General features: G+C 55.7%; 22 protein-coding genes. 12 read left to right on the top strand and 10 right to left on the bottom strand.

All coding sequences use genetic code 11. The annotated features are described in order from the left end of the window. Positions 1-10 precede the first annotated feature (10 nt). The 6 genes from ibaG to mlaF form a co-directional block, all read right to left on the bottom strand. Complete coding sequence (ibaG, locus tag PYR66_02525; GenBank protein ID WEF28634.1) at positions 11-265, bottom strand: BolA family iron metabolism protein IbaG; 255 nt, start codon at positions 263-265, stop codon at positions 11-13. Between the two features lie 136 nt (positions 266-401). Next, positions 402-692, bottom strand: a complete 291-nt coding sequence (gene mlaB / locus PYR66_02520; protein ID WEF28633.1) for a lipid asymmetry maintenance protein MlaB — start codon at positions 690-692, stop codon at positions 402-404. Beyond that, complete coding sequence (mlaC, locus tag PYR66_02515; protein WEF28632.1) at positions 692-1,327, bottom strand: phospholipid-binding protein MlaC; 636 nt, start codon at positions 1,325-1,327, stop codon at positions 692-694. The genes mlaB and mlaC overlap by 1 nt, the downstream gene beginning before the upstream one ends. A gap of 18 nt (positions 1,328-1,345) precedes the next feature. After that, positions 1,346-1,897: an outer membrane lipid asymmetry maintenance protein MlaD gene (mlaD, locus tag PYR66_02510; GenBank protein WEF28631.1), complete on the bottom strand. Its 552-nt coding sequence runs from the start codon at positions 1,895-1,897 to the stop codon at positions 1,346-1,348. 4 nt (positions 1,898-1,901) lie between these two features. Beyond that, complete coding sequence (mlaE, locus tag PYR66_02505; protein ID WEF28630.1) at positions 1,902-2,684, bottom strand: lipid asymmetry maintenance ABC transporter permease subunit MlaE; 783 nt, start codon at positions 2,682-2,684, stop codon at positions 1,902-1,904. Between the two features lie 7 nt (positions 2,685-2,691). Beyond that, complete coding sequence (gene mlaF, locus PYR66_02500) at positions 2,692-3,504, bottom strand: phospholipid ABC transporter ATP-binding protein MlaF (protein ID WEF28629.1); 813 nt, start codon at positions 3,502-3,504, stop codon at positions 2,692-2,694. A gap of 206 nt (positions 3,505-3,710) precedes the next feature. On the opposite strand from mlaF, the gene PYR66_02495 reads away from it, so the two are divergent. From PYR66_02495 to npr, 11 genes are read left to right on the top strand one after another with little or no spacing between them, the layout of a single operon-like run. Beyond that, positions 3,711-4,688: a calcium/sodium antiporter gene (locus PYR66_02495; protein ID WEF28628.1), complete on the top strand. Its 978-nt coding sequence runs from the start codon at positions 3,711-3,713 to the stop codon at positions 4,686-4,688. Positions 4,689-4,702: 14 nt separating this feature from the next. Further along, positions 4,703-5,689 (top strand): arabinose-5-phosphate isomerase KdsD, encoded by a 987-nt coding sequence (gene kdsD, locus PYR66_02490; GenBank protein WEF28627.1) that lies wholly within the window; start codon positions 4,703-4,705, stop codon positions 5,687-5,689. A 13-nt stretch (positions 5,690-5,702) separates the two neighbouring features. After that, complete coding sequence (kdsC, locus tag PYR66_02485; GenBank protein ID WEF28626.1) at positions 5,703-6,269, top strand: 3-deoxy-manno-octulosonate-8-phosphatase KdsC; 567 nt, start codon at positions 5,703-5,705, stop codon at positions 6,267-6,269. Beyond that, positions 6,266-6,841 (top strand): LPS export ABC transporter periplasmic protein LptC, encoded by a 576-nt coding sequence (lptC, locus tag PYR66_02480; protein ID WEF28625.1) that lies wholly within the window; start codon positions 6,266-6,268, stop codon positions 6,839-6,841. Before kdsC ends, lptC begins: the two co-directional genes overlap by 4 nt. After that, entirely contained in the window at positions 6,810-7,355 is a 546-nt protein-coding gene (gene lptA / locus PYR66_02475) for a lipopolysaccharide ABC transporter substrate-binding protein LptA (protein ID WEF28624.1), read from the top strand. Before lptC ends, lptA begins: the two co-directional genes overlap by 32 nt. Positions 7,356-7,361: 6 nt before the next feature. Next, positions 7,362-8,087, top strand: a complete 726-nt coding sequence (gene lptB, locus PYR66_02470; GenBank protein WEF28623.1) for an LPS export ABC transporter ATP-binding protein — start codon at positions 7,362-7,364, stop codon at positions 8,085-8,087. 47 nt (positions 8,088-8,134) lie between these two features. Further along, positions 8,135-9,568, top strand: coding sequence for an RNA polymerase factor sigma-54 (gene rpoN, locus PYR66_02465; GenBank protein ID WEF28622.1), 1,434 nt, complete (start codon positions 8,135-8,137; stop codon positions 9,566-9,568). A 22-nt stretch (positions 9,569-9,590) separates the two neighbouring features. Further along, complete coding sequence (gene hpf / locus PYR66_02460; GenBank protein WEF28621.1) at positions 9,591-9,878, top strand: ribosome hibernation promoting factor; 288 nt, start codon at positions 9,591-9,593, stop codon at positions 9,876-9,878. 58 nt (positions 9,879-9,936) lie between these two features. Beyond that, positions 9,937-10,425 carry a PTS IIA-like nitrogen regulatory protein PtsN gene (gene ptsN, locus PYR66_02455; protein ID WEF28620.1) on the top strand — a complete coding sequence of 163 codons (489 nt, stop codon included), beginning with the start codon at positions 9,937-9,939 and terminating at the stop codon, positions 10,423-10,425. Between the two features lie 45 nt (positions 10,426-10,470). Next, positions 10,471-11,325 (top strand): RNase adapter RapZ, encoded by an 855-nt coding sequence (gene rapZ, locus PYR66_02450; GenBank protein WEF28619.1) that lies wholly within the window; start codon positions 10,471-10,473, stop codon positions 11,323-11,325. Further along, positions 11,322-11,594 carry a PTS phosphocarrier protein NPr gene (gene npr / locus PYR66_02445; GenBank protein ID WEF28618.1) on the top strand — a complete coding sequence of 91 codons (273 nt, stop codon included), beginning with the start codon at positions 11,322-11,324 and terminating at the stop codon, positions 11,592-11,594. Before rapZ ends, npr begins: the two co-directional genes overlap by 4 nt. 32 nt (positions 11,595-11,626) lie before the next feature. Here the strand turns inward: npr and mtgA are convergent, their stop codons facing one another. The 4 genes from mtgA to PYR66_02425 all read right to left on the bottom strand — a co-directional run bounded on the left by mtgA (position 11,627) and on the right by PYR66_02425 (position 16,606). Beyond that, positions 11,627-12,352 (bottom strand): monofunctional biosynthetic peptidoglycan transglycosylase, encoded by a 726-nt coding sequence (gene mtgA / locus PYR66_02440; GenBank protein WEF28617.1) that lies wholly within the window; start codon positions 12,350-12,352, stop codon positions 11,627-11,629. Beyond that, entirely contained in the window at positions 12,349-13,002 is a 654-nt protein-coding gene (elbB, locus tag PYR66_02435; protein ID WEF28616.1) for an isoprenoid biosynthesis glyoxalase ElbB, read from the bottom strand. The genes mtgA and elbB overlap by 4 nt, the downstream gene beginning before the upstream one ends. 233 nt (positions 13,003-13,235) lie before the next feature. After that, complete coding sequence (arcB, locus tag PYR66_02430) at positions 13,236-15,572, bottom strand: aerobic respiration two-component sensor histidine kinase ArcB (GenBank protein ID WEF28615.1); 2,337 nt, start codon at positions 15,570-15,572, stop codon at positions 13,236-13,238. A gap of 107 nt (positions 15,573-15,679) precedes the next feature. After that, positions 15,680-16,606 carry a TIGR01212 family radical SAM protein gene (locus PYR66_02425; GenBank protein ID WEF30340.1) on the bottom strand — a complete coding sequence of 309 codons (927 nt, stop codon included), beginning with the start codon at positions 16,604-16,606 and terminating at the stop codon, positions 15,680-15,682. Positions 16,607-17,277: 671 nt separating this feature from the next. Here PYR66_02425 and gltB point away from each other — a divergent pair. Further along, positions 17,278-21,738 (top strand): glutamate synthase large subunit, encoded by a 4,461-nt coding sequence (gltB, locus tag PYR66_02420; GenBank protein ID WEF28614.1) that lies wholly within the window; start codon positions 17,278-17,280, stop codon positions 21,736-21,738. The last annotated feature ends 2 nt before the right edge of the window (positions 21,739-21,740 follow it).

Raw genomic sequence — 21,740 nt, 5'->3', positions numbered from 1 at the left:
TCCCTACCGCTTAAAAGCCATTAAGTTTGCGATCGCGCGCCCATTCTTGCGGGGTAAACGCTTTGATCGACAGAGCATGGATACGGTTGTCGGCAATAAATTCCATCAGCGGTGCATAAACGGACTGCTGTTTTTTTACCCGACTCATGCCATCGAACATCTCCCCCACAGCGATAACCTGAAAGTGGCTGCCATCGCCAGAGACGTGGACTTCCTGAAGGGAGAGTGCGTTCATCAGCACGGTCTGAATTTCATGATTTTCCATGGGATCAAATTTTTCTGAGAGTGAAAACAGCCCAACATCTTAGAGGAAAGTGGCGCTGTCTTAAACAAGCAAAAAGCCCCATCGAATAGATTGACGGGGCTTTCAGAATAGCTTCAGTAATAACCTACTGAAAAAATTAAGGGATCATGTCAGCTGGCAGGTTGTAAAGACTGACCAACGTTTGCAAGTTTTCGCTTTTTCCAACGAGCTGCACCTCTTTGCCCTGCCGACGGATCAGCGCGACAAAATGGACTAACAACGCGACGCCAGCGCTATCGACCCGAGTGACCTCGTTGAGATCGATAATCGACACTCCCTCAGTCGCCTGCGCGCGCGCATTCCACAGCGACAGAATAAACTCTTGATCCAGCTCGCCGCGCAACGCCAGGCGTTCGCCGTCACGGTTCCAGCTCAGCTGTTCGCTCATTATTTTTTCTGTTCCAGGGTAATCGGCTGCGCGGAGATCGCTTTCAGTTGCGCGGTCAGACCGTCAATGCCTTTAGTCCGCAGCAGGTCGCTCCACTCGTTTTGCTTAGTGGTGATCATGCTGACGCCTTCGGCAATCATGTCGTAGGCCTGCCAGTTGCCGGTCTGGGTATTTTTACGCCACTGGAAGTCCAGGCGCACCGGAGGACGGCCGTTCGGGTCGAGGATGGTCACACGAATTGGAATGATAGTCGCACTGCCCAACGGCTGCTCAGGCGCGATTTGGTAGGTCTGGCCGTGGTACATCGCCAGCGCCTGGCCGTAAGCCTGTTTCAAGTAATCGTGGAACGCGGCAAAGTAAGCTTCACGTTGTGCAGGCGTCGCCTCTTTGTAATAACGGCCCAGCACCAGCGCACCGGCGTATTTCACCTGCACGTACGGCAGCAGTTCCTGATCGACGATGTCGCGCAGGTAGTTCGGATTAGCCTTGATCTTCGGCTGTTCGTTTTTCAGACGATCGAAGGTTTTCTGCGCCGCTTCGTCCATCAGCTTGTATGGGTTAGTCTGATCCGCGGCATGCGCGGCGGTCAACGGGGCAATCACCAGCATGGCGACCATGAGTAAGCGTTTAAACATATCTTGTCTCTCCTGAAATTAATGCGTCGTGCCAGCTGGCTGCGTAGCGTCAGTATGGCCTGCTTCCGCTGCTTTATCACTGCCAGAATTCTGATTATCGCCGCCCTTGCTGTTATAGAGGAATTGGCCAATCAGGTCCTCCAGCACCATCGCGGACTTGGTATCCTGGATCGTGCCGCCGTCTTTAAGAATAGCGGTCCCCAATTCCGGATCCTCGAAACCGATATTCAGTGCCAGGTACTGCTCGCCAAGTAAACCAGAAGTGCGAATCGCCAGCGAGCTGGTGTCCGGAATATGGTTGTAGCTGTCGTCGATATCGAGAGCGACACGCGGCAGATAGGTTTTCGGGTCGAGGGTGATATCCGCAACGCGGCCGACGACCACACCGCCAATACGCACTGGCGAGCGTGCCTTCAGACCGCCGATGTTATCGAAGGTTGCGTAAAGACGATAAGTCGGTTCGGTACGCAGCGAGGTGACGTTTGCCGCCTTCAGGCAGACAAACAACGCTGCCAGCAGCGCCGCCAGTAAGAACACACCTACCCAGATCTCATTTTTTTTCGTTTGCATGAACTTAATTCCCAAACATCAGCGCAGTCAGCACAAAATCCAGCCCCAGAACCGCCAGCGACGAATGCACCACAGTGCGCGTCGTTGCCCGGCTGATCCCAGCGGAAGTGGGGATAGCGTCATAACCATTGAATAACGCAATCCAGGTCACCGTAATGGCGAAAACCAGACTTTTAATCAGGCAGTTAACCAGATCCATCCGCCAGTCGACGGCATTTTGCATCGCGGTCCAGAAGAACCCGGCATCGATGCCTTTCCAACTTACGCCGACCAGCGAGCCGCCCCAGATACCCACCGCGACGAAAATAATCGTCAGTAGCGGTAGCGAAATAACCCCGGCCCAGAAACGCGGCGAAATGACGCGGCGCAGCGGATCCACCGCCATCATCTCCATACTGGAGAGCTGTTCGGTGGCGCGCATCAAACCAATCTCGGCGGTTAACGCCGAACCGGCGCGCCCGGCGAACAGCAGCGCGGCGACGACCGGCCCCAGTTCGCGCAGCAGAGACAGCGCCACCAGCATGCCCAGGCTGGTTTCCGCGCTATAGGTTGTTAAGACCAGATAGCCCTGCAGCCCCAGCACCATGCCGATGAACAGCCCAGAAACGATAATGATCAGCATCGATAACACGCCAACGTTATAGAGCTGACGTACCAGCAGCGGCGCATGCTTACGAAATTCCGGCTTACCCACCACGGCGTTGAAAAGCATTAATCCGGCGCGCCCAAAGGCCGCGGTGGTTTTGATCCCGCGATGCCCGAGCGATGCCAGCGCATTGAGTAGCATGAGTCGTTTAACTCCCTTTGCCTAATAAATCATGGCGATAGTCGCCCGCTGGATAGCGGAACGGCACCGGGCCGTCAGCGATACCATCAATGAACTGGCGCACGCGCGGGTCGCTATTTTCCCGCAGGGACGCCGCGCTGCCGTGGGCAACGATTTTCTTATCTGCCACGATATATGCGTAATCCGCAATGCTGAGCACTTCCGGTACGTCGTGTGATACCACGATGCAGGTCACCCCCAGGGTACTATTCAGCTCTGATATAAGTTTAACCAGGACGCCCATGGTAATGGGATCTTGCCCGACAAAAGGTTCATCAAACATGATGAGATCCGGTTCAAGGGCGATCGCCCGCGCCAGCGCCGCGCGCCGCGCCATCCCCCCGGAGAGCTCCGAAGGCATCAACTGCGCCGCGCCGCGTAGCCCAACCGCTTCCAGCTTCATCATCACGGTGGTGTGCAGCAACGCTTCAGGCAGGCGCGTATGTTCGCGCAGCGGATAAGCCACGTTATCAAACACATTCATGTCGGTGAACAGCGCGCCGGACTGGAACAGCATACTCATGCGCTTACGAACGGTGTACAGGCGCGAGCGCGTCATCTGCGGCACGTTTTCACCATCGAACAGGATCTCGCCACTGTCCGGCGGGATCTGTCCACCGATCAACCGCAGCAGGGTCGTCTTGCCGATCCCCGATGGCCCCATGATGGCGGTAATCTTGCCGCGAGGCACCGATAGCGAGATATCGTCGAAGATCACACGGTCGCCCCGAGAGAAACGAATACCGCGAACGTCGACTAAATTCGCCAGAGTTTGGCTCATAAAATCATCCTTACTAAACCTTCGAGCTAAGCATGGCGCTTTCTTTCACCACAAACCCAACATTTTTACAGAATCTTACCTGCCCGGGTTAGCGAAAGCTGGCATTTGTTTTACTTTTGCCACACATAAAGTCAAAATTAAGAATTCGTTACGCTGCGTACGGACGGCCAGCGAGGCGACGATTATACCTGAAGAAAGGACTTTAGATGCTCTTAGCAACGGCTCTGTTAATAATTGGTTTACTGCTGGTGGTTTACAGCGCCGATCGTCTGGTATACGCCGCTTCAATATTGTGTCGCATGATGGGGATCCCGCCGCTTATCATCGGGATGACGGTGGTCAGTATCGGCACCAGCTTGCCGGAGATCATCGTTTCCGCCGCCGCCTCCCTGCACGGGCAGACCGATCTGGCGATCGGCACCGCGCTGGGATCCAACATGACGAATATTTTATTAATTCTCGGTCTTGCCGCCTTGCTCCATCCATTTACCGTGCATTCTGATATCCTGCGCCGCGAATTACCGCTAATGTTGCTGGTCAGTTTGCTGGCGGGGTTTGTGCTCTACGATGGTCAGCTGTCGCGTCTGGATGGCCTGTTTTTACTGGCGTTGGCCATACTGTGGCTGGTCTTCACCATTAAAATAGCTCGCCTGGCGGAACGCCAGGGAACCGATAGCCTGACTCAGGAGCAACTGGCGGAACTGCCGCGCGGCGGCTCGCTGCCTGTTGCTCTGCTCTGGCTCGGCGTTGCGATGATTATCATGCCAATGGCGACCCGCATGGTGGTGGATAACGCGACGGTGTTGGCAAACTATTTCGCGATAAGCGAACTGACGGTCGGTTTAACGGTTATCGCCATCGGCACCAGCCTGCCGGAACTGGCCACCGCTATCGCTGGTGCACGAAAAGGGGAAGACGATATCGCCATCGGGAATATCATTGGCGCCAATATCCTTAACCTTGTACTGGTTCTCGGGCTGCCGGCGCTTATCGCGCCTGGCGCCTTCCCTGCCGAAGCCTTTACGCGCGACTACAGCATCATGCTGCTGGTCAGCGTGATCTTCGCGCTGCTGTGCTGGCGCCGTAAACGCCAGCCGGGGCGTGTCGCGGGCGCCTTGTTGGTCGGCGGTTTTGTGGTTTGGTTAGCGGTGCTGTTCTGTTCAGCGCCGTTCTTCGTTGAATGAATCGGGATAACATCATGTCGCAAATAGATTTGCCAACGGATTTTGACTTTCAACAAGCAGGACGTCAGGTTCTGGAAATTGAACGTGAAGGTCTGGCCCAGCTCGATCAATATATTAATGAAGATTTCACCCGCGCCTGTGAAACGATTTTCCGCTGCGGCGGCAAAGTCGTGGTCATGGGCATGGGCAAATCCGGCCATATCGGGCGCAAAATGGCGGCGACATTCGCCAGTACCGGCACCTCTTCCTTCTTTGTCCACCCTGGCGAAGCCGCTCATGGCGATCTGGGAATGGTCACGCCGCAGGATGTGGTCATTGCGCTGTCAAACTCCGGCGAATCAAACGAAATACTGGCGCTGATCCCCGTACTTAAGCGCCAGCAGGTGCCGCTTATCTGCGTGACGAGCCGTCCTGACAGCAGCATGGCGCGCGCTGCCGATATTCATCTGTGCGTAAAAGTGCCAAAAGAGGCCTGCCCGCTTGGGCTGGCGCCGACCTCCAGCACCACCGCCGCACTGGTGATGGGCGACGCCCTCGCCGTGGCGCTGCTCGAAGCGCGCGGCTTTACCGCTGAAGATTTTGCCCTGTCGCACCCCGGCGGCGCACTTGGTCGTAAGCTGCTGTTGCGAGTCAATGATATTATGCACACCGGTGATGAAATCCCGCACGTCGGTATTCAGGCCACCTTGCGCGATGCGTTGCTGGAAATCACGCGTAAGAATTTAGGCATGACGGCCATCTGCGATGATGAGATGAACATTATTGGCATCTTCACCGATGGCGACCTGCGCCGTGTATTCGATACCGGTGTCGATATGCGCAACGCCAGCATCGCGGAAGTGATGACTCCTGGCGGGATCCGCATCCGTCCAGGTATGCTGGCGGTGGATGCGCTGAACCTGATGCAATCCCGTCATATAACCTGCGTGCTGGTTGCCGATGGCGACCGGCTGTTAGGTGTGGTACATATGCACGATCTCCTGCGCGCTGGCGTAGTGTAAGTAAGGATAAAATATGAATAATGCTGATGCCCAGGTCACAACCTGCTATGGGCCGGTAAGCCAGGAATTTATCGATCGGGCGGCGAAGATCCGTTTACTGATCCTCGACGTCGACGGCGTACTCTCCGACGGCCTTATCTATATGGGCAACAATGGCGAAGAGCTGAAAGCGTTTAACGTCCGCGATGGCTACGGGATCCGCTGCGCGCTGACTTCCGGTATTGAAGTGGCGATTATTACCGGGCGAAAAGCTAAACTGGTAGAAGACCGTTGCCAGACGCTGGGCATTACGCATCTGTATCAAGGACAATCCGATAAGCTATTGGCGTTTCGCGAATTATTAAGCAAACTGGCGGTTCGCCCGGATGAAGTGGCTTATATCGGCGACGATTTGATCGACTGGCCGGTGATGGCGGAAGTCGGTTTAAGCGTCGCGGTCGCCGATGCGCACCCGCTTCTGTTGCCGCGTGCGAATTATATCACCCGAATTAACGGCGGACGCGGTGCGGTACGCGAAGTCTGCGATTTGTTACTATTGGCGCAGGGCAAGCTTGATGAGGCCAAAGGGCAATCAATATGAGTAAAACCAGACGTTGGGTTATCATCTTACTATCGCTGGTCGCGTTGATCCTGATCGGCCTGAACCTGGCGAGTACGGACGACACCGCGGCCGTCGCGGTCAATCCTAACGATCCGACGTATAAAAGCGAGCACACTGACACCGTGGTGTATAGCCCGGAAGGCGCGCTGAGCTATCGTCTGATAGCCGAGCACGTCGAGTATTTTTCCGAACAGGAAGTCTCGTGGTTCACCAACCCGGTGATGACCACCTTTGATACCAATAAGGTTCCGACCTGGTCGATCAGAGCGGATAAAGCCAAGTTAACCAACGACCGTATGCTGTATCTTTACGGCCACGTTGAGGTCAACGCGCTGAGCGCCGACTCTCAACTGCGCAAAATTACGACCGATAACGCACAGGTAAACCTGGTGACCCAGGATGTAACCTCTGACGATATGGTGACGTTGTACGGAACAACATTTAATTCCAGCGGCCTGAAAATGCGCGGGAACCTACGCAGCAAAAATGCCGAGCTGATTGAAAAGGTTAGAACCTCTTATGAAATTCAGAACAAACAAACTCAGCCTTAACATTGCGCTCGCCAGCGCGCTTCTGGCCGCCAGCCTGCCGGCGCTGGCAAAAACCGGTGATACCGATCAGCCGATTCATATCGAATCCGATCAGCAGTCGCTGGATATGCAGGGCAATGTGGTGACCTTTACCGGCAACGTGGTCGTCACCCAGGGAACCATTAAGATCAATGCCGATAAAGTAGTCGTCACCCGCCCTGGAGGTGAAAAAGGCAAAGAAGTCATCGACGGTTTCGGCAACCCGGCGACGTTCTACCAGATGCAGGACAACGGCAAACCGGTGAAAGGCCGCGCCTCGAAAATGCATTATGAGTTGCAAAACGACTTTGTGGTGCTGACCGGCAACGCGCACCTGGAGCAGCTGGATAGCAATATTCAGGGCGACAAAATCACCTATCTGGTGAAAGAGCAGAAAATGCAGGCCTTCAGCAACAAAGGCGGTCGCGTGACCACGGTCCTGGTGCCTTCGCAGTTGCAGGACAAAAGCGGCGATCAGCAAAAGAAAGGTAAGTAATCCGTTATGGCAACATTAACTGCAAAGAACCTCGCCAAAGCCTACAAAGGCCGCCGCGTGGTAGAAGACGTCAGTCTGACCGTCAACTCCGGCGAAATTGTCGGTCTGCTTGGTCCGAACGGCGCCGGTAAGACCACCACCTTTTACATGGTGGTCGGTATCGTACCGCGCGACGCCGGCAACATTATCATCGATGATGAAGATATCAGTTTGCTGCCGCTGCACGCCCGCGCGCGCCGCGGTATCGGTTATTTGCCGCAGGAAGCCTCGATCTTCCGCCGCCTGAGCGTCTACGACAACCTGATGGCGGTTCTGCAGATTCGCGACGATCTCAGCAGCGAGCAGCGCGACGATCGCGCCAAAGAGCTGATGGAAGAATTCCATATCGAACATCTGCGCGATAGCTTAGGCCAGGCGCTCTCCGGTGGTGAACGCCGCCGCGTCGAAATTGCCCGCGCCTTAGCGGCAAACCCGAAGTTCATTCTACTGGATGAACCTTTCGCCGGGGTCGATCCGATCTCCGTTATCGACATCAAACGCATCATCGAACACCTGCGCGACAGCGGGCTTGGCGTCCTTATCACTGATCATAACGTCAGGGAAACGCTGGCGGTCTGCGAACGTGCTTATATCGTGAGCCAGGGCCACCTGATCGCCCACGGCACCCCGCAGCAAATCCTTGAAGACGAGCAGGTTAAACGCGTGTACCTTGGGGAAGACTTCAGACTCTGATAGGGTAGAGGTTATAGACGTTTTAGCCGGAGATATTGACCCTGAACATGAAGCAAGGTTTGCAATTAAGGCTAAGCCAACAGCTTGCCATGACGCCTCAACTGCAGCAGGCTATCCGCTTGTTGCAGTTGTCCACGTTAGAACTCCAGCAAGAACTCCAGCAAGCTCTGGAGAGTAACCCGTTGCTCGAGCAAACCGATCTTCACGAAGAGGTTGAAACCCAAGAAACCGAGGACCGCGAGTCCCTGGATACCGTTGACGCGCTCGAACAGAAAGAGATGCCGGAAGAGCTCCCGCTGGACGCCAGTTGGGATGAGATCTACACCGCCGGCACGCCATCGGGCAATGGCGTCGACTATCAGGATGACGAACTACCTATCTATCAGGGTGAAACTACGCAAAGCCTGCAGGATTACCTGATGTGGCAGGTGGAACTCACCCCCTTCACCGACACCGACCGTGCCATTGCCACTTCGATCGTCGACGCCGTTGACGATACCGGCTACCTCACCATTCCTGTTCTGGATATCGTCGACAGCATTGAAGACGACGACATTGGCATTGAGGAAGTCGAAGCGGTTCTCAAACGCGTACAGCGCTTTGATCCGGTCGGCGTCGCCGCCAAGGATCTGCGCGACTGCCTGTTAATCCAACTTTCACAGTTTGCGAAAGAGACGCCGTGGTTGGAAGAAGCTCAGTTGATCATCAGCGAACATCTCGATCTGCTGGCCAATCACGACTTCCGCAGCCTGATGCGCGTGACCCGGTTGAAAGAAGAGGTGCTGAAAGAAGCGGTATGCCTGATCCAGTCACTGGATCCGCGCCCAGGCCAGTCCATTCAGACCAGCGAGCCGGAATACGTCATCCCGGACGTACTGGTGCGCAAGAGCAGCGGTCGCTGGGTCGTCGAGCTCAACTCCGACAGCATTCCGCGCCTGAAGATCAACCAGCAATACGCCGCGATGGGCAGCAACGCGCGCAATGACGCCGACAGCCAGTTTATCCGCAGTAACCTGCAGGAAGCCCGCTGGCTGATCAAGAGCCTTGAGAGCCGTAACGACACCCTGCTGCGCGTCAGCCGCTGCATCGTTGAACAGCAGCAAGCCTTCTTTGAACAGGGCGAAGAGTTTATGAAACCGATGGTACTGGCGGATATCGCCCAGGCCGTCGAGATGCACGAATCGACGATTTCACGCGTTACCACACAAAAATATCTGCACAGTCCGCGCGGTATTTTTGAATTGAAGTATTTCTTCTCCAGCCACGTGAATACCGAAGGCGGCGGCGAGGCATCGTCCACCGCAATTCGCGCGCTGGTGAAGAAGTTAATCGCCGCGGAAAACCCCGCGAAGCCGTTGAGCGACAGCAAGCTCACCACCATGCTCTCCGATCAGGGTATTATGGTGGCGCGCCGCACTGTTGCTAAGTACCGAGAGTCTTTATCCATTCCGCCGTCAAACCAGCGCAAACAGCTGGTTTGACACAACCGATAAGGAAGACGCTATGCAGCTCAACATTACAGGACACAACGTCGAAATCACTCCCGCCCTGCGCGACTTCGTCACCTCGAAGTTCGGCAAACTGGAGCAGTTTTTCGATAGGATCAATCAGGTCTATATTGTGTTAAAAGTAGAGAAGGTGACGCAAATCGCGGATGCCAATTTGCATGTCAACGGCGGCGAAATCCATGCCAGCGCGGAAGGGCAGGATATGTATGCCGCTATCGATGGCCTCATCGATAAGCTGGCAAGACAGTTAACAAAACATAAAGATAAACTGAAACAACACTAATTGTCCGGGCGATCGCCCTTGTCCGCAGCCCGCGGATAAGGGCAGCTCAGGTGAAATTATGATGAACAACGATTCCGCTCTACAACTGAGCAATGTCCTTAACCAGGAATGTACCCGTAGCCAGGTTCACTGCCAGAGCAAGAAACGCGCGCTGGAAATCATCAGCGAACTGGCGGCAAAGCAGTTAGGTTTACCGCCACAGGTGGTATTTGAAGCGATCCTCACCCGTGAAAAAATGGGCAGTACCGGGATCGGCAACGGCATTGCGATCCCTCACGGTAAACTCGAAGAGGATACCCTGCGCGCCGTTGGCGTTTTTGTGCAGCTGGAAACGCCGATCGCTTTCGATGCGATCGACAATCAACCGGTCGATCTGCTGTTTGCCCTGCTGGTGCCAGCCGATCAAACCAAAACCCACCTGCATACGCTCTCGTTGGTCGCCAAACGTCTGGCAGACAAAACCATCTGCCGTCGCCTTCGCGCTGCGGTGAGCGATGAAGAGTTGTATGAGATCATCACCGAAGCAGGCAGCAGCGATGACGCTTAACCAAAGTCGCGACTTAACCTTTATCGTACTGAGGAGAAACGGTACATGGTACTGATGATCGTCAGCGGCCGCTCTGGCTCGGGGAAATCCGTCGCCCTGCGAGCGCTGGAAGATATGGGCTTCTACTGCGTAGACAACCTGCCGGTGGTGCTGTTGCCCGATCTGGCGCGAACGCTGGCCGACCGCAATATTTCCGCGGCCGTTAGCATCGACGTGCGTAACATGCCGGAATCGCCGGAAATCTTCGAACAGGCAATGAATAATCTGCCGGACTCCTTTTCGCCGCAGCTGCTGTTCCTTGATGCCGACCGCAACACTCTGATCCGCCGTTACAGCGATACCCGTCGTTTACACCCACTCTCCAGCAAAAATCTGTCGCTGGAAAGCGCGATCGATGAAGAGAGCGATCTGCTTGAGCCGCTGCGTTCCCGCGCGGATCTGATCGTCGATACTTCTGAAATGTCGGTGCACGAACTGGCCGAGATGCTGCGTACTCGCCTGTTAGGCAAACGCGAACGCGAACTGACGATGGTGTTTGAATCTTTCGGTTTCAAACACGGTATCCCTATCGACGCTGACTACGTCTTTGACGTACGCTTCCTGCCTAACCCACACTGGGATCCGAAGCTGCGCCCGATGACCGGTCTGGATAAGCCTGTTGCCGCCTTCCTCGATCGCCATACGGAAGTGCACAACTTTATTTATCAGACCCGTAGCTATCTTGAGCTATGGTTACCGATGCTGGAAACCAATAACCGCAGCTATCTGACGGTAGCCATTGGTTGTACTGGCGGTAAGCACCGCTCGGTTTATATCGCCGAGCAGCTGGCTGACTACTTCCGCTCGCGCGGCAAGAACGTGCAGTCTCGTCACCGGACGTTGGAAAAACGTAAATCATGACCGTAAAGCAGACCGTTGAAATCACCAATAAGCTGGGCATGCACGCGCGCCCGGCAATGAAGCTGTTCGAGCTGATGCAGAATTTCGATGCGGAAGTGCTGCTGCGCAACGATGAAGGCACGGAGGCGGAAGCCAATAGCGTCATCGCCCTGCTGATGCTTGATTCCGCCAAAGGGCGGCAAATTGAGGTGGAAGCCAGCGGTCCACAGGAAGCCGAGGCGCTGGCTGCGGTGATCGCGCTGTTCAACGCCGGGTTTGACGAAGACTAATTTCCCCCTGCGGGCCAGACGGGGCGGCATGATTAATGCAGCTTATGCGCCCGCATAAAGCCTTCCCCACCTAACTGACGCATCTGGCGTAGGATCCACGCCTGCCGGCTACGCACATAGCCTGACGGCGCATCGGCGCGAAAACGGATCGGGTTGGGCAACACCGCGGCCAACAGCGCCGCCTCGGAAGGGGTTAACCGGCTGGCTGGCTTGTGAAAATAGCGCTGCGCCGCTGCTTCAACGCCGAAGGTGCCAGCGCCAAACTCGGCGATATTCAGATACACAGTGAGAATGCGTTTCTTGCTCCAGACGGTTTCGAGACCTACCGTCAGCCCCACTTCCAGCCCTTTGCGCAGCCAGCTGCGGCCATCCCATAAAAACAGGTTTTTCGCCGTCTGCTGCGACAGCGTCGAGGCGCCGCGGATCCGATTTTCGTTACGCTCATTATGCGCCAGCGCCTTTTCGATCGCCGGAACATCAAAACCCCAGTGATCGGGGAATTTCTGATCCTCAGCGGCGATCACCGCCAATCCCATCCAGGGTGAAATCTCATCCATCCCTACCCAGTCGGAGCGAGCGACGTAGTGAAAATCGCCGGAGAGCCAGGCGCTGACCTGGCGCTCCAGCATCACCGCCGAAAACGGCACCGGCAGGACGCTGAATAGCGCGATACCGCCACCCCAAAAAACAGCGCAAACCAGTAGCAGCCGCAACAACAGACGCTTAATCATCGCCAGCGGCGCGAACCCTGTTCTCATTCCGCGAGAACCAGCACGCGGTCAACCAGCTTCTCAATGCCGCTGGCAGCCTGAGCGATATCCTGCGCCAGCATATAAGCCGGCGTCGTGACCACTTTGTTGTCTTCATCAACCACAATATCGTCAACCGGGCACGGAACATGTTCAGCGCCCATCTCTTCCAGCAGCTCGGCGGTATCCGGGTCGGTGCCGATGGTTACCCGCAGCGACGTTGGAAAAATCTTCGGCAACAGCGCTGGCGCGATACACATAAAGCCCAGCGGTTTACCCGCTTCGTGCATCGCCAGCGTCAATGTCTGCAGATCGCGGTCAACCGCACATTCGCTGCCCTGCGCCGCAAAATTACTCAGATTTTTCGCCGCGCCGAAACCGCCGGGCACAATCAGCGCATCCAGCTCATCCGCCCGGGCACTCGCCAGCGGCTGGATAGCGCCACGCGCAATACGCGCGGCTTCAATCAACACGTTGCGGCTTTCCGCCATCGCCTCGCCGGTCAGGTGGTTGATAACGTCGGTTTGCGCTTTATCCGGCGCGAAGCAGATCGCCTGCGCGCCACGGCGCGCAATAGCCAGCAGGGTGATCACCGCTTCATGGATTTCCGCGCCGTCGTAGACGCCACAACCGCTCAGTACCACGCCAATTTTCTTCATCTTGCTAACCCCTTAGCGCAACTCTATGAAACAAGTAAATAATTTTGATTTACTCGCTATGCTTCACATATTTTACCGATTCACGTAACAAATTATTTATGGTTTGCTATCTTAATGAGCGAGCAAACTAAATCCTCAGGTTGCGCCGTGTAAAAAATCATTCAAACGATTCTGGCTCAACAACCAGTTCCCTGGTGTTGGCGCAGTATTCGCGCACCCCGGTTTATCCGGGGTCATTTTTTACCCGCCGCCGCAATCCAGGCTTTCAATATCGCGACATCGTTTTGCCATTCGGATTTCATCTCTTCTACCCATTCACCGACGTTATCTTCCCAGGCCGGTAAATCAGGGGTTTGGATCTGCTGTCCCAACTGCTGGATGTGACGCAAGCCAATCGAGCCTGCCGCGCCCTTAATTTTGTGCCCTTCATCGACGATGCCTTTCTGGTCACGGGCGGTGAGGTTTGATTCCAGCACCGACATATAACCTGGCATCATCTTCTCGAACACCGCCAGCCCGTCAGTAATCAGTTTCGGGCCGACCAGATCGATATACTGCTCCAGCATATCGGTATCCAGTACCGATGCCGATTTCGCCACGTCCACCACAGGCTGTTCATGCCCGTCGTCTTCCGGGGCATCCCAGAATTTCTTGATGATGGCGGTTAACGCCGGAACCGAGAGCGGTTTGCTCAGTACGTCGTCCATCCCGGCATCGAGGTACTCTTTCTTGTTCTTCAATACGTTGGCGGTGAGCGCCACCAGCGGCGGTAGTTCATCGGCGGCATAGCGCTGCTTCAACTGCCGCGAGATATCCAGGCCGGTCATATCCGGCAGTTGAATATCCAACAGCACCAGGTCGTATTCACCGGGCTCGAACATCTCCAGTGCGGCCTTACCGGTCATCGCGACATCCACGCTGTTACCCAGTTTTTCCAGTACCGAACGCGCGACGATAACGTTCAATTCGATATCTTCCACCAGCAGCACGTTCAGCGCCGGTAATGGCATGTCGTCTTCGGCCAGCGTATCTTCAACTTCGTCAGCCACCGCAGGCGCATGGACGGTCAGCGTAAAGGTAGCCCCCTGCCCCGGATGGCTACTCACGCTGATATCGCCACCCATATTGCGCGCCAGACGCCGCGACACCGCCAGACCGATGCCGGTTCCGGTCGCCGGCTTGCCGCCGTGGCTGTCTTTCACCTGGTAATACATGGCGAAGATTTTATCCTGCTCCGCCTGCGGGATACCGATACCGGAATCTTCCACTTCGAAATGCAGGATATCGCCCTCGTCGTAGCGGATACGCACGGTCACATTACCCTGCTGGGTAAACTTCACCGCGTTACTGATCAGATTCCACAGGATCTGCCGCAAACGCGTGCCATCGGTGATCACTTTATGCGGCAGCGGCTGGTTCGGCTCCATCACGAAGCGTAATCCCTTCTGCTGCGCCTGCAGGCCAGAGAGGTTTTCCAGATCGGCGAGGAAGCCGGTGAAATCGACTTCCTGATTATCGAGCTGAACTTTGCGCCGCTCCATTTTATCCATATCGATAATATCGTTGAAGATATTCCCCAGCGTCACCGCCGAGACATGGATCGTTTTCAGATATTTTTCCTGCTCGCCGGTCAGATCGGTATCCAGCAGAATACGACTGAGCCCAACGATGCCATTAAGCGGCGTGCGCAGCTCATGGCTGATCGTTGAGATAAAGGTGGTCTTGTCGCGGCTGGCGCGCTCCAGCGCGTCCTGATAGCGCTTACGCTCGGTAATATCGCGGCCGAAGCCCATTAGGCCGCGGCGTTTGCCCACGCGGTCATAATAGGGAACCTTGCGGATCTCAAAGCAGGCTTTACGCCCATCGGGATAATCGAGCCACTGTTCGTAGGTCAACGAGACGTTATGACGGAAGACCTTCTCATCGGTCTCCAGCACTTTGAGCGCCGCTTCTTCGGTATAGACATCTTGCGGTTTCAGGTGAATCAGCTGTTTTTCGCTTTTGCCGGTCAACAGTTCCATCGCCCGATTACAGCCGGAAAATTCTTTATCTTCGTTACGGTAGAACACCAGATCCGGAGAGGCGTCGAGGAAAGAACGCAGGAAGGAGGATTGTTGCTCCAGCTGAATCTGCGTCTCTTCACGCTCTTTCATCTCTATTTTCAGCTGTTCCAGCGTGGTTTCACGTTCCGCCTCCGCTTTTTCACGCTCGCCAATCTCCTGATTCAGCTGAGCAATGTTGTCTTTGAGCTGCACATTAAGCTTAAGGTCGCGCTCGCGCATCTCTTCCAACTTTTCCACCAGCCGCGAAAGGCGCTGGCGCGACTCTTCCAACTGTTCGACCACCACCGACAGGAAATAGACCGCCCAGGGGGTAATCAGCAGGCCGAAAAAGATAGAGCGGATGACATCGATACTTTCCACCTGCCCATGCAACACCATGGTCACGGCCATCTGCACCACGATAGCCAGCACCACCAGCGCCAGGGCGAGCAGCATTGAAAAGCGCACCAGACCCAGTTTCATCATCAGGTCGACATAGTACTGCGCCAGCATACGAATTTGCTTCATGAGGGATTCCTTAGCGACAACTCCGCTCAATAATACCCAATTCTGAACAATACGCTGTAAGTTGTGCAAAAAATGCGGCGGTTATCAGCAGTTAAGGGCGCGAAGCATTAGCCGGGCTGGATCCATGGCATCCCCAGCGCCGATCCCTGAACGCCATGGAGAGCGAGGTACTTATCCAGCTCAACCATCCCGGTCCAGCGGTTTTCGCACCACAGCGGCGCCAGCAGCGTCGGACGACGGGCGCTGGCCGAAATCCGGTGGTAAATCACCTCCGGCGGCGTATGGCGAATCATCTCACCGGCGGTGACGGTGTAGTCATCCAGCGCGATACCGCTCAGGCGCCCCGCCTGCCAGGCCTTAGCCATGATGCTGCCGGTCACGATATGCAGCGGATGCAGCTTAACGCCATCCACCCCGGTTTCGACCACCTGCTCCAGGGTTTGCAGGCACAGCTGTTGCGTTTCTCCCGGTAGGCCGACAATAAGATGCGCGCAGACCTTCAGCCCACGTTCCCGCGCCAGCCGGGTCGTCTGCTGGTAACAGGCGAAATTATGGCCGCGATTGATGCGATGCAGCGTTTTATCGTGCGCGGTTTGCAACCCCAGTTCCAGCCAGATTTCATAGCCCTGCTCACGGTATTCGCTGAGCAGATCCAGCACCGCATCAGGAACGCAGTCGGGGCGGGTTCCGACGCATAATCCAACGATGTTGGCCTGACTCACCGCCTGCTGATACATCGAGCGTAATTGCCGAACTTCGGCGAACGTGCTGGTATAAGCCTGAAAATAGGCAAGATAGCGTTTAGCGCGGTTGACCAACTGCGCCTGATGCGCCAACTGTTCGGTAATAGATCGGTACTGCTGGCTCTCGTCGGCGAAGGAAGCGACATGACAGAAAGTACAGCCGCCTCGGCCAATCGTCCCATCGCGGTTCGGGCAGCTAAATCCACCATGCAGCGTCAGTTTATGTACCTTTTCGCCATAGCGGCGCGTAAGATCCCCACCAAACATATTGACTAATTTTTGTAACTGCATAATCTGATAGACCGGCCTGAAGAAAGGGGCCAAGCCTGCCATTTTTAGCCTCCGACGGCGATGACCTGGATCAATCGTCAGCGCGGCCGCTTAGCTCATTGCATAATCAATCAAAATAAACGCCGTTTCATTCACACCTCCGGTAATAACATTTACTTATACTTTCGCGCTAAGTTTCAATTATCTTTGCCTCCGTAAAAAACAGTTTTATTTCCTGCCGTTAAGAAAATTAACAGATAAATACTCTGCTATAAAAAAACAATTCAGCACAGAAAGGTAATCTTAGGCCACGGATATAGTGAGACAGATCACACTAGATTGTGCATCCCGGAGAGTTTATATGCCTTTAAAAAAACAACAATTCTTTTTAAAATCATAAAATTAAACATCTCATAGCACATTTTTGTATAAATAAGATTGCCATTTGACGTCAGTGTGGATTCTCGATAAGTTGGGAATCCGCTGGAAGCTTTCTGGATGAGCGCTCTGCTCATCATATTTATGCAGTAATTGAGATTCCCTCTTAACAGCAAGTCCTCAAACTTGTGTACCGATGCGAAAAGGATTTAAAGAGGGCGAATGCGAGGTGTAAACCCCGTCGCCATGCTCTTTCTGTGCCCGTGCGCAACGGTTCGGAGGGTGTCCCGTAGAGCCTGGGGAGGTTCACTGATATGTTGTACGACAAATCCCTTGAGCGGGATAACTGTGGTTTCGGCCTGATCGCCCACATAGAAGGCGAACCTAGCCACAAGGTAGTGCGCACCGCTATACACGCACTGGCCCGAATGCAGCACCGCGGCGCGATCCTTGCCGATGGTAAAACCGGCGACGGTTGCGGACTGCTGCTACAAAAACCCGATCGTTTCTTCCGTATCGTTGCGGAAGAACGCGGCTGGCGTTTAGCCAAAAACTACGCCGTCGGGATGCTGTTCCTGAATAAAGACCCCGAACTGGCAAGCGCCGCGCGCCGTATCGTTGAAGAAGAGCTGCAACGCGAAACCTTGTCTATCGTTGGTTGGCGCGATGTGCCGACTAACGAAGGCGTTCTCGGTGAAATCGCCCTCTCCTCGCTGCCTCGTATCGAACAAATTTTTGTTAACGCCCCGGCAGGCTGGCGCCCGCGCGATATGGAGCGCCGTTTATTCATTGCGCGCCGCCGCATCGAACAGCGTCTGCTGGAAGACAAAGATTTCTACGTTTGTAGCCTGTCTAACCTGGTCAATATTTATAAAGGTCTGTGTATGCCGGCGGATTTGCCGCGCTTCTACCTGGACCTCGCGGACCTGCGCCTGGAATCAGCCATCTGCCTGTTCCACCAGCGTTTCTCCACCAATACCGTGCCGCGCTGGCCGCTGGCTCAGCCGTTCCGCTATTTGGCGCACAACGGCGAAATCAACACCATTACCGGCAACCGCCAGTGGGCTCGCGCCCGTACCTATAAATTCCAGACCCCGCTGATCCCCGATCTGCACGACGCCGCACCGTTCGTTAACGAAACCGGCTCTGACTCCAGCTCAATGGACAACATGCTGGAGCTGCTGCTGGCAGGCGGAATGGATATCGTCCGCGCGATGCGCTTACTGGTACCGCCAGCCTGGCAAAACAACCCGGATATGGACCCGGAGCTGCGCGCGTTCTTCGACTTTAACTCCATGCATATGGAACCGTGGGACGGCCCAGCGGGCATCGTGATGTCCGACGGTCGCTACGCCGCCTGTAACCTCGATCGTAACGGTCTGCGTCCGGCGCGCTACGTTATCACTAAAGACAAACTCATCACCTGCGCTTCGGAAGTCGGCATCTGGGACTACCAGCCGGATGAAGTGATGGAAAAAGGCCGCGTCGGCCCCGGTGAATTGATGGTTATCGATACCCGTAGCGGGCGCATTCTGCACTCGGCGGAAACCGATAACGACCTGAAGAGCCGCCACCCGTACAAAGAGTGGATGGAGAAAAACGTCCGCCGCCTGGTACCGTTCGAAGATCTGCCGGATGAAGACGTCGGCAGCCGCCAGTTGGACGACGACACGCTCGCCAGCTATCAGAAACAGTTTAACTACAGCGCTGAAGAGTTGGACTCCGTCCTGCGCGTCCTCGGTGAAAATGGCCAGGAAGCGGTCGGTTCGATGGGCGATGATACGCCATTCGCCGTGCTCTCCAGCCAGCCGCGTATTATCTACGATTACTTCCGCCAGCAGTTCGCTCAGGTGACTAACCCACCTATCGACCCGCTGCGCGAAGCGCACGTCATGTCGCTGGCGACCAGCATCGGTCGTGAAATGAACGTCTTCTGCGAGGCGGAAGGCCAGGCGCACCGCCTGAGTTTCAAATCACCCATCCTGCTGTACTCCGACTTTAAACAGCTGACGACCATGGAAGAGGAGCACTATCGCGCCGACACCCTGGACATTACCTTCGATGCCAATGAGACCACTCTGGCCGAGACGGTAAAAACGCTGTGTGATAAAGCCGAACAGATGGTCCGTAACGGCACCGTACTGCTGGTGCTTTCCGACCGTCATATCGCGAAAGACCGTCTACCGGTTCCGGCGCCGATGGCCGTCGGCGCCATTCAGACGCGCCTTGTCGATAAGAGCCTGCGCTGTGATGCCAACATTATCGTCGAAACCGCCAGCGCCCGCGATCCGCACCACTTCGCCGTGCTGCTGGGCTTTGGCGCGACGGCTATCTACCCGTATCTCGCCTACGAAACGCTGGCGAAGCTCGTTGATAGCAAAGCCATCGACAAAGCGTACCGCGCGGTGATGCTGAACTACCGTAACGGCATCAACAAAGGCCTGTACAAAATCATGTCGAAGATGGGGATCTCGACCATCGCCTCCTACCGCTGCTCGAAGCTGTTCGAAGCGGTTGGTCTGCATCGCGACGTGGCCGAGCTTTGCTTCCAGGGCGTGGTCAGCCGCATCGGCGGCGCCGGTTTCGACGACTTCCAGCAGGATCTGCTGAATCTGTCGAAACGCGCATGGCTGGCACGTAAACCGCTGGCTCAGGGCGGTTTGCTGAAATATGTACACGGCGGCGAATATCACGCCTACAACCCGGATGTGGTTCGCACGCTACAGCAGGCGGTTCAAAGCGGCGAATATCGCGATTATCAGGAATACGCCAGGTTGGTTAACGAACGCCCGGCGGCCACGCTGCGCGATCTGCTGGCGCTTAACCCTGGCGATGAAGCCGTCAGTATCAACGAAGTGGAATCCGCGAAAGAACTATTCAAACGCTTTGATACCGCGGCGATGTCGATTGGCGCACTGAGCCCGGAAGCACATGAGTCGCTGGCGGAAGCCATGAACAGCATCGGCGGCTTCTCCAACTCCGGCGAAGGCGGCGAAGACCCGGCACGTTACGGTACCAACAAAGTGTCGCGCATCAAGCAGGTGGCGTCCGGTCGTTTCGGCGTAACGCCAGCGTACCTGGTCAATGCCGACGTGATTCAGATTAAAGTCGCCCAGGGGGCGAAACCTGGCGAAGGCGGCCAGTTGCCGGGCGATAAAGTGACGCCATATATCGCTAAGCTGCGTTATTCGGTACCGGGCGTGACGCTGATTTCCCCGCCGCCGCATCACGATATTTACTCTATCGAAGATTTGGCGCAGCTGATTTTCGACCTCAAGCAGGTCAACCCGAAAGCGATGATCTCCGTGAAGCTGGTTTCCGAGCCAGGCGTCGGCACTATCGCGACAGGCGTGGCGAAAGCTTATGCGGATCTCATCACCATCGCCGGTTACGATGGCGGTACTGGCGCAAGCCCGCTCTCGTCGGTGAAATACGCCGGCTGTCCGTGGGAACTGGGACTGGTGGAAACTCAACAGGCGCTGGTCGCCAACGGTCTGCGCCATAAAATCCGCCTGCAGGTGGATGGTGGCCTGAAGACGGGCCTCGATATCATCAAGGCGGCGATCCTTGGCGCAGAGAGTTTCGGTTTCGGTACCGGCCCGATGGTCGCGCTGGGTTGTAAATACCTGCGTATCTGTCACCTGAACAACTGCGCTACCGGCGTGGCGACCCAGGATGACAAGCTGCGTAAGAACCACTACCACGGTCTGCCGTTCAAAGTAACCAACTACTTTGAATTCATCGCCCGCGAAACCCGCGAGCTGATGGCGCAACTGGGCGTGAAGCGTCTGGTCGACCTGATTGGCCGCACCGACCTGCTGCAAGAGCTGGAAGGCTTTACGGCGAAGCAGCAAAAACTGGAGCTGGGCAAACTGCTGGAAACCGCAGAACCGCTGCCGGGCAAAGCACTGTATTGTACCGAGAACAACCCGCCGTTCGATAACGGCGTGCTCAACGCGCAACTGCTGCAACAGGCGAAGCCTTATGTCGATAACAAGCAGAGCAAAACGTTCTGGTTCGACATCCGCAACACCGACCGTTCCGTCGGGGCCTCGCTGTCCGGCTATATCGCCCAGACTCACGGCGATCAGGGACTAGCGGCTGACCCGATTACCGCTCACTTTAGCGGTACCGCAGGCCAGAGCTTTGGCGTCTGGAACGCTGGCGGTGTGGAATTACACCTGACCGGCGACGCTAACGACTACGTCGGTAAAGGCATGGCGGGTGGTTTACTGTCAATTCGCCCTCCAGTCGGTTCCGCCTTCCGCAGCCACGAAGCGAGTATCATCGGCAACACCTGCCTGTACGGCGCGACCGGCGGTCGTCTGTACGCTGCGGGCCGTGCGGGCGAGCGCTTTGCGGTACGTAACTCCGGCGCCATTACCGTGGTTGAAGGTATTGGCGACAACGGCTGTGAATACATGACCGGCGGCATCGTCTGTATCCTTGGCAAAACCGGGGTGAACTTCGGCGCGGGGATGACCGGCGGCTTCGCCTACGTGCTGGATGAAGACGGCGACTTCCGCAAACGCGTTAACCCGGAACTGGTGGAAGTGCTGGATGTTGATACGCTGGCTATCCATGAGGAGCACCTGCGCGGTTTAATTACCGAACACGTTCAGCTTACCGGTTCGCAGCGCGGCGAAGAGATCCTCGCCAACTGGCCGGCCTTCTCGGCGAAGTTTGCGCTGGTTAAACCGAAATCCAGCGATGTTAAAGCACTGTTGGGTCACCGTAGTCGTTCCGCAGCTGAGCTGCGGGTGCAGGCGCAGTAAGG

Origin of the sequence: Klebsiella aerogenes (assembly GCA_029027985.1) — a bacterium.
GTDB classification, from domain to species: Bacteria; Pseudomonadota; Gammaproteobacteria; order Enterobacterales; family Enterobacteriaceae; genus Klebsiella; species Klebsiella aerogenes_A.
The sequence above is the reverse complement of the archived record's forward strand: the minus strand, read 5'-3'. Positions and strand labels throughout refer to the sequence as shown.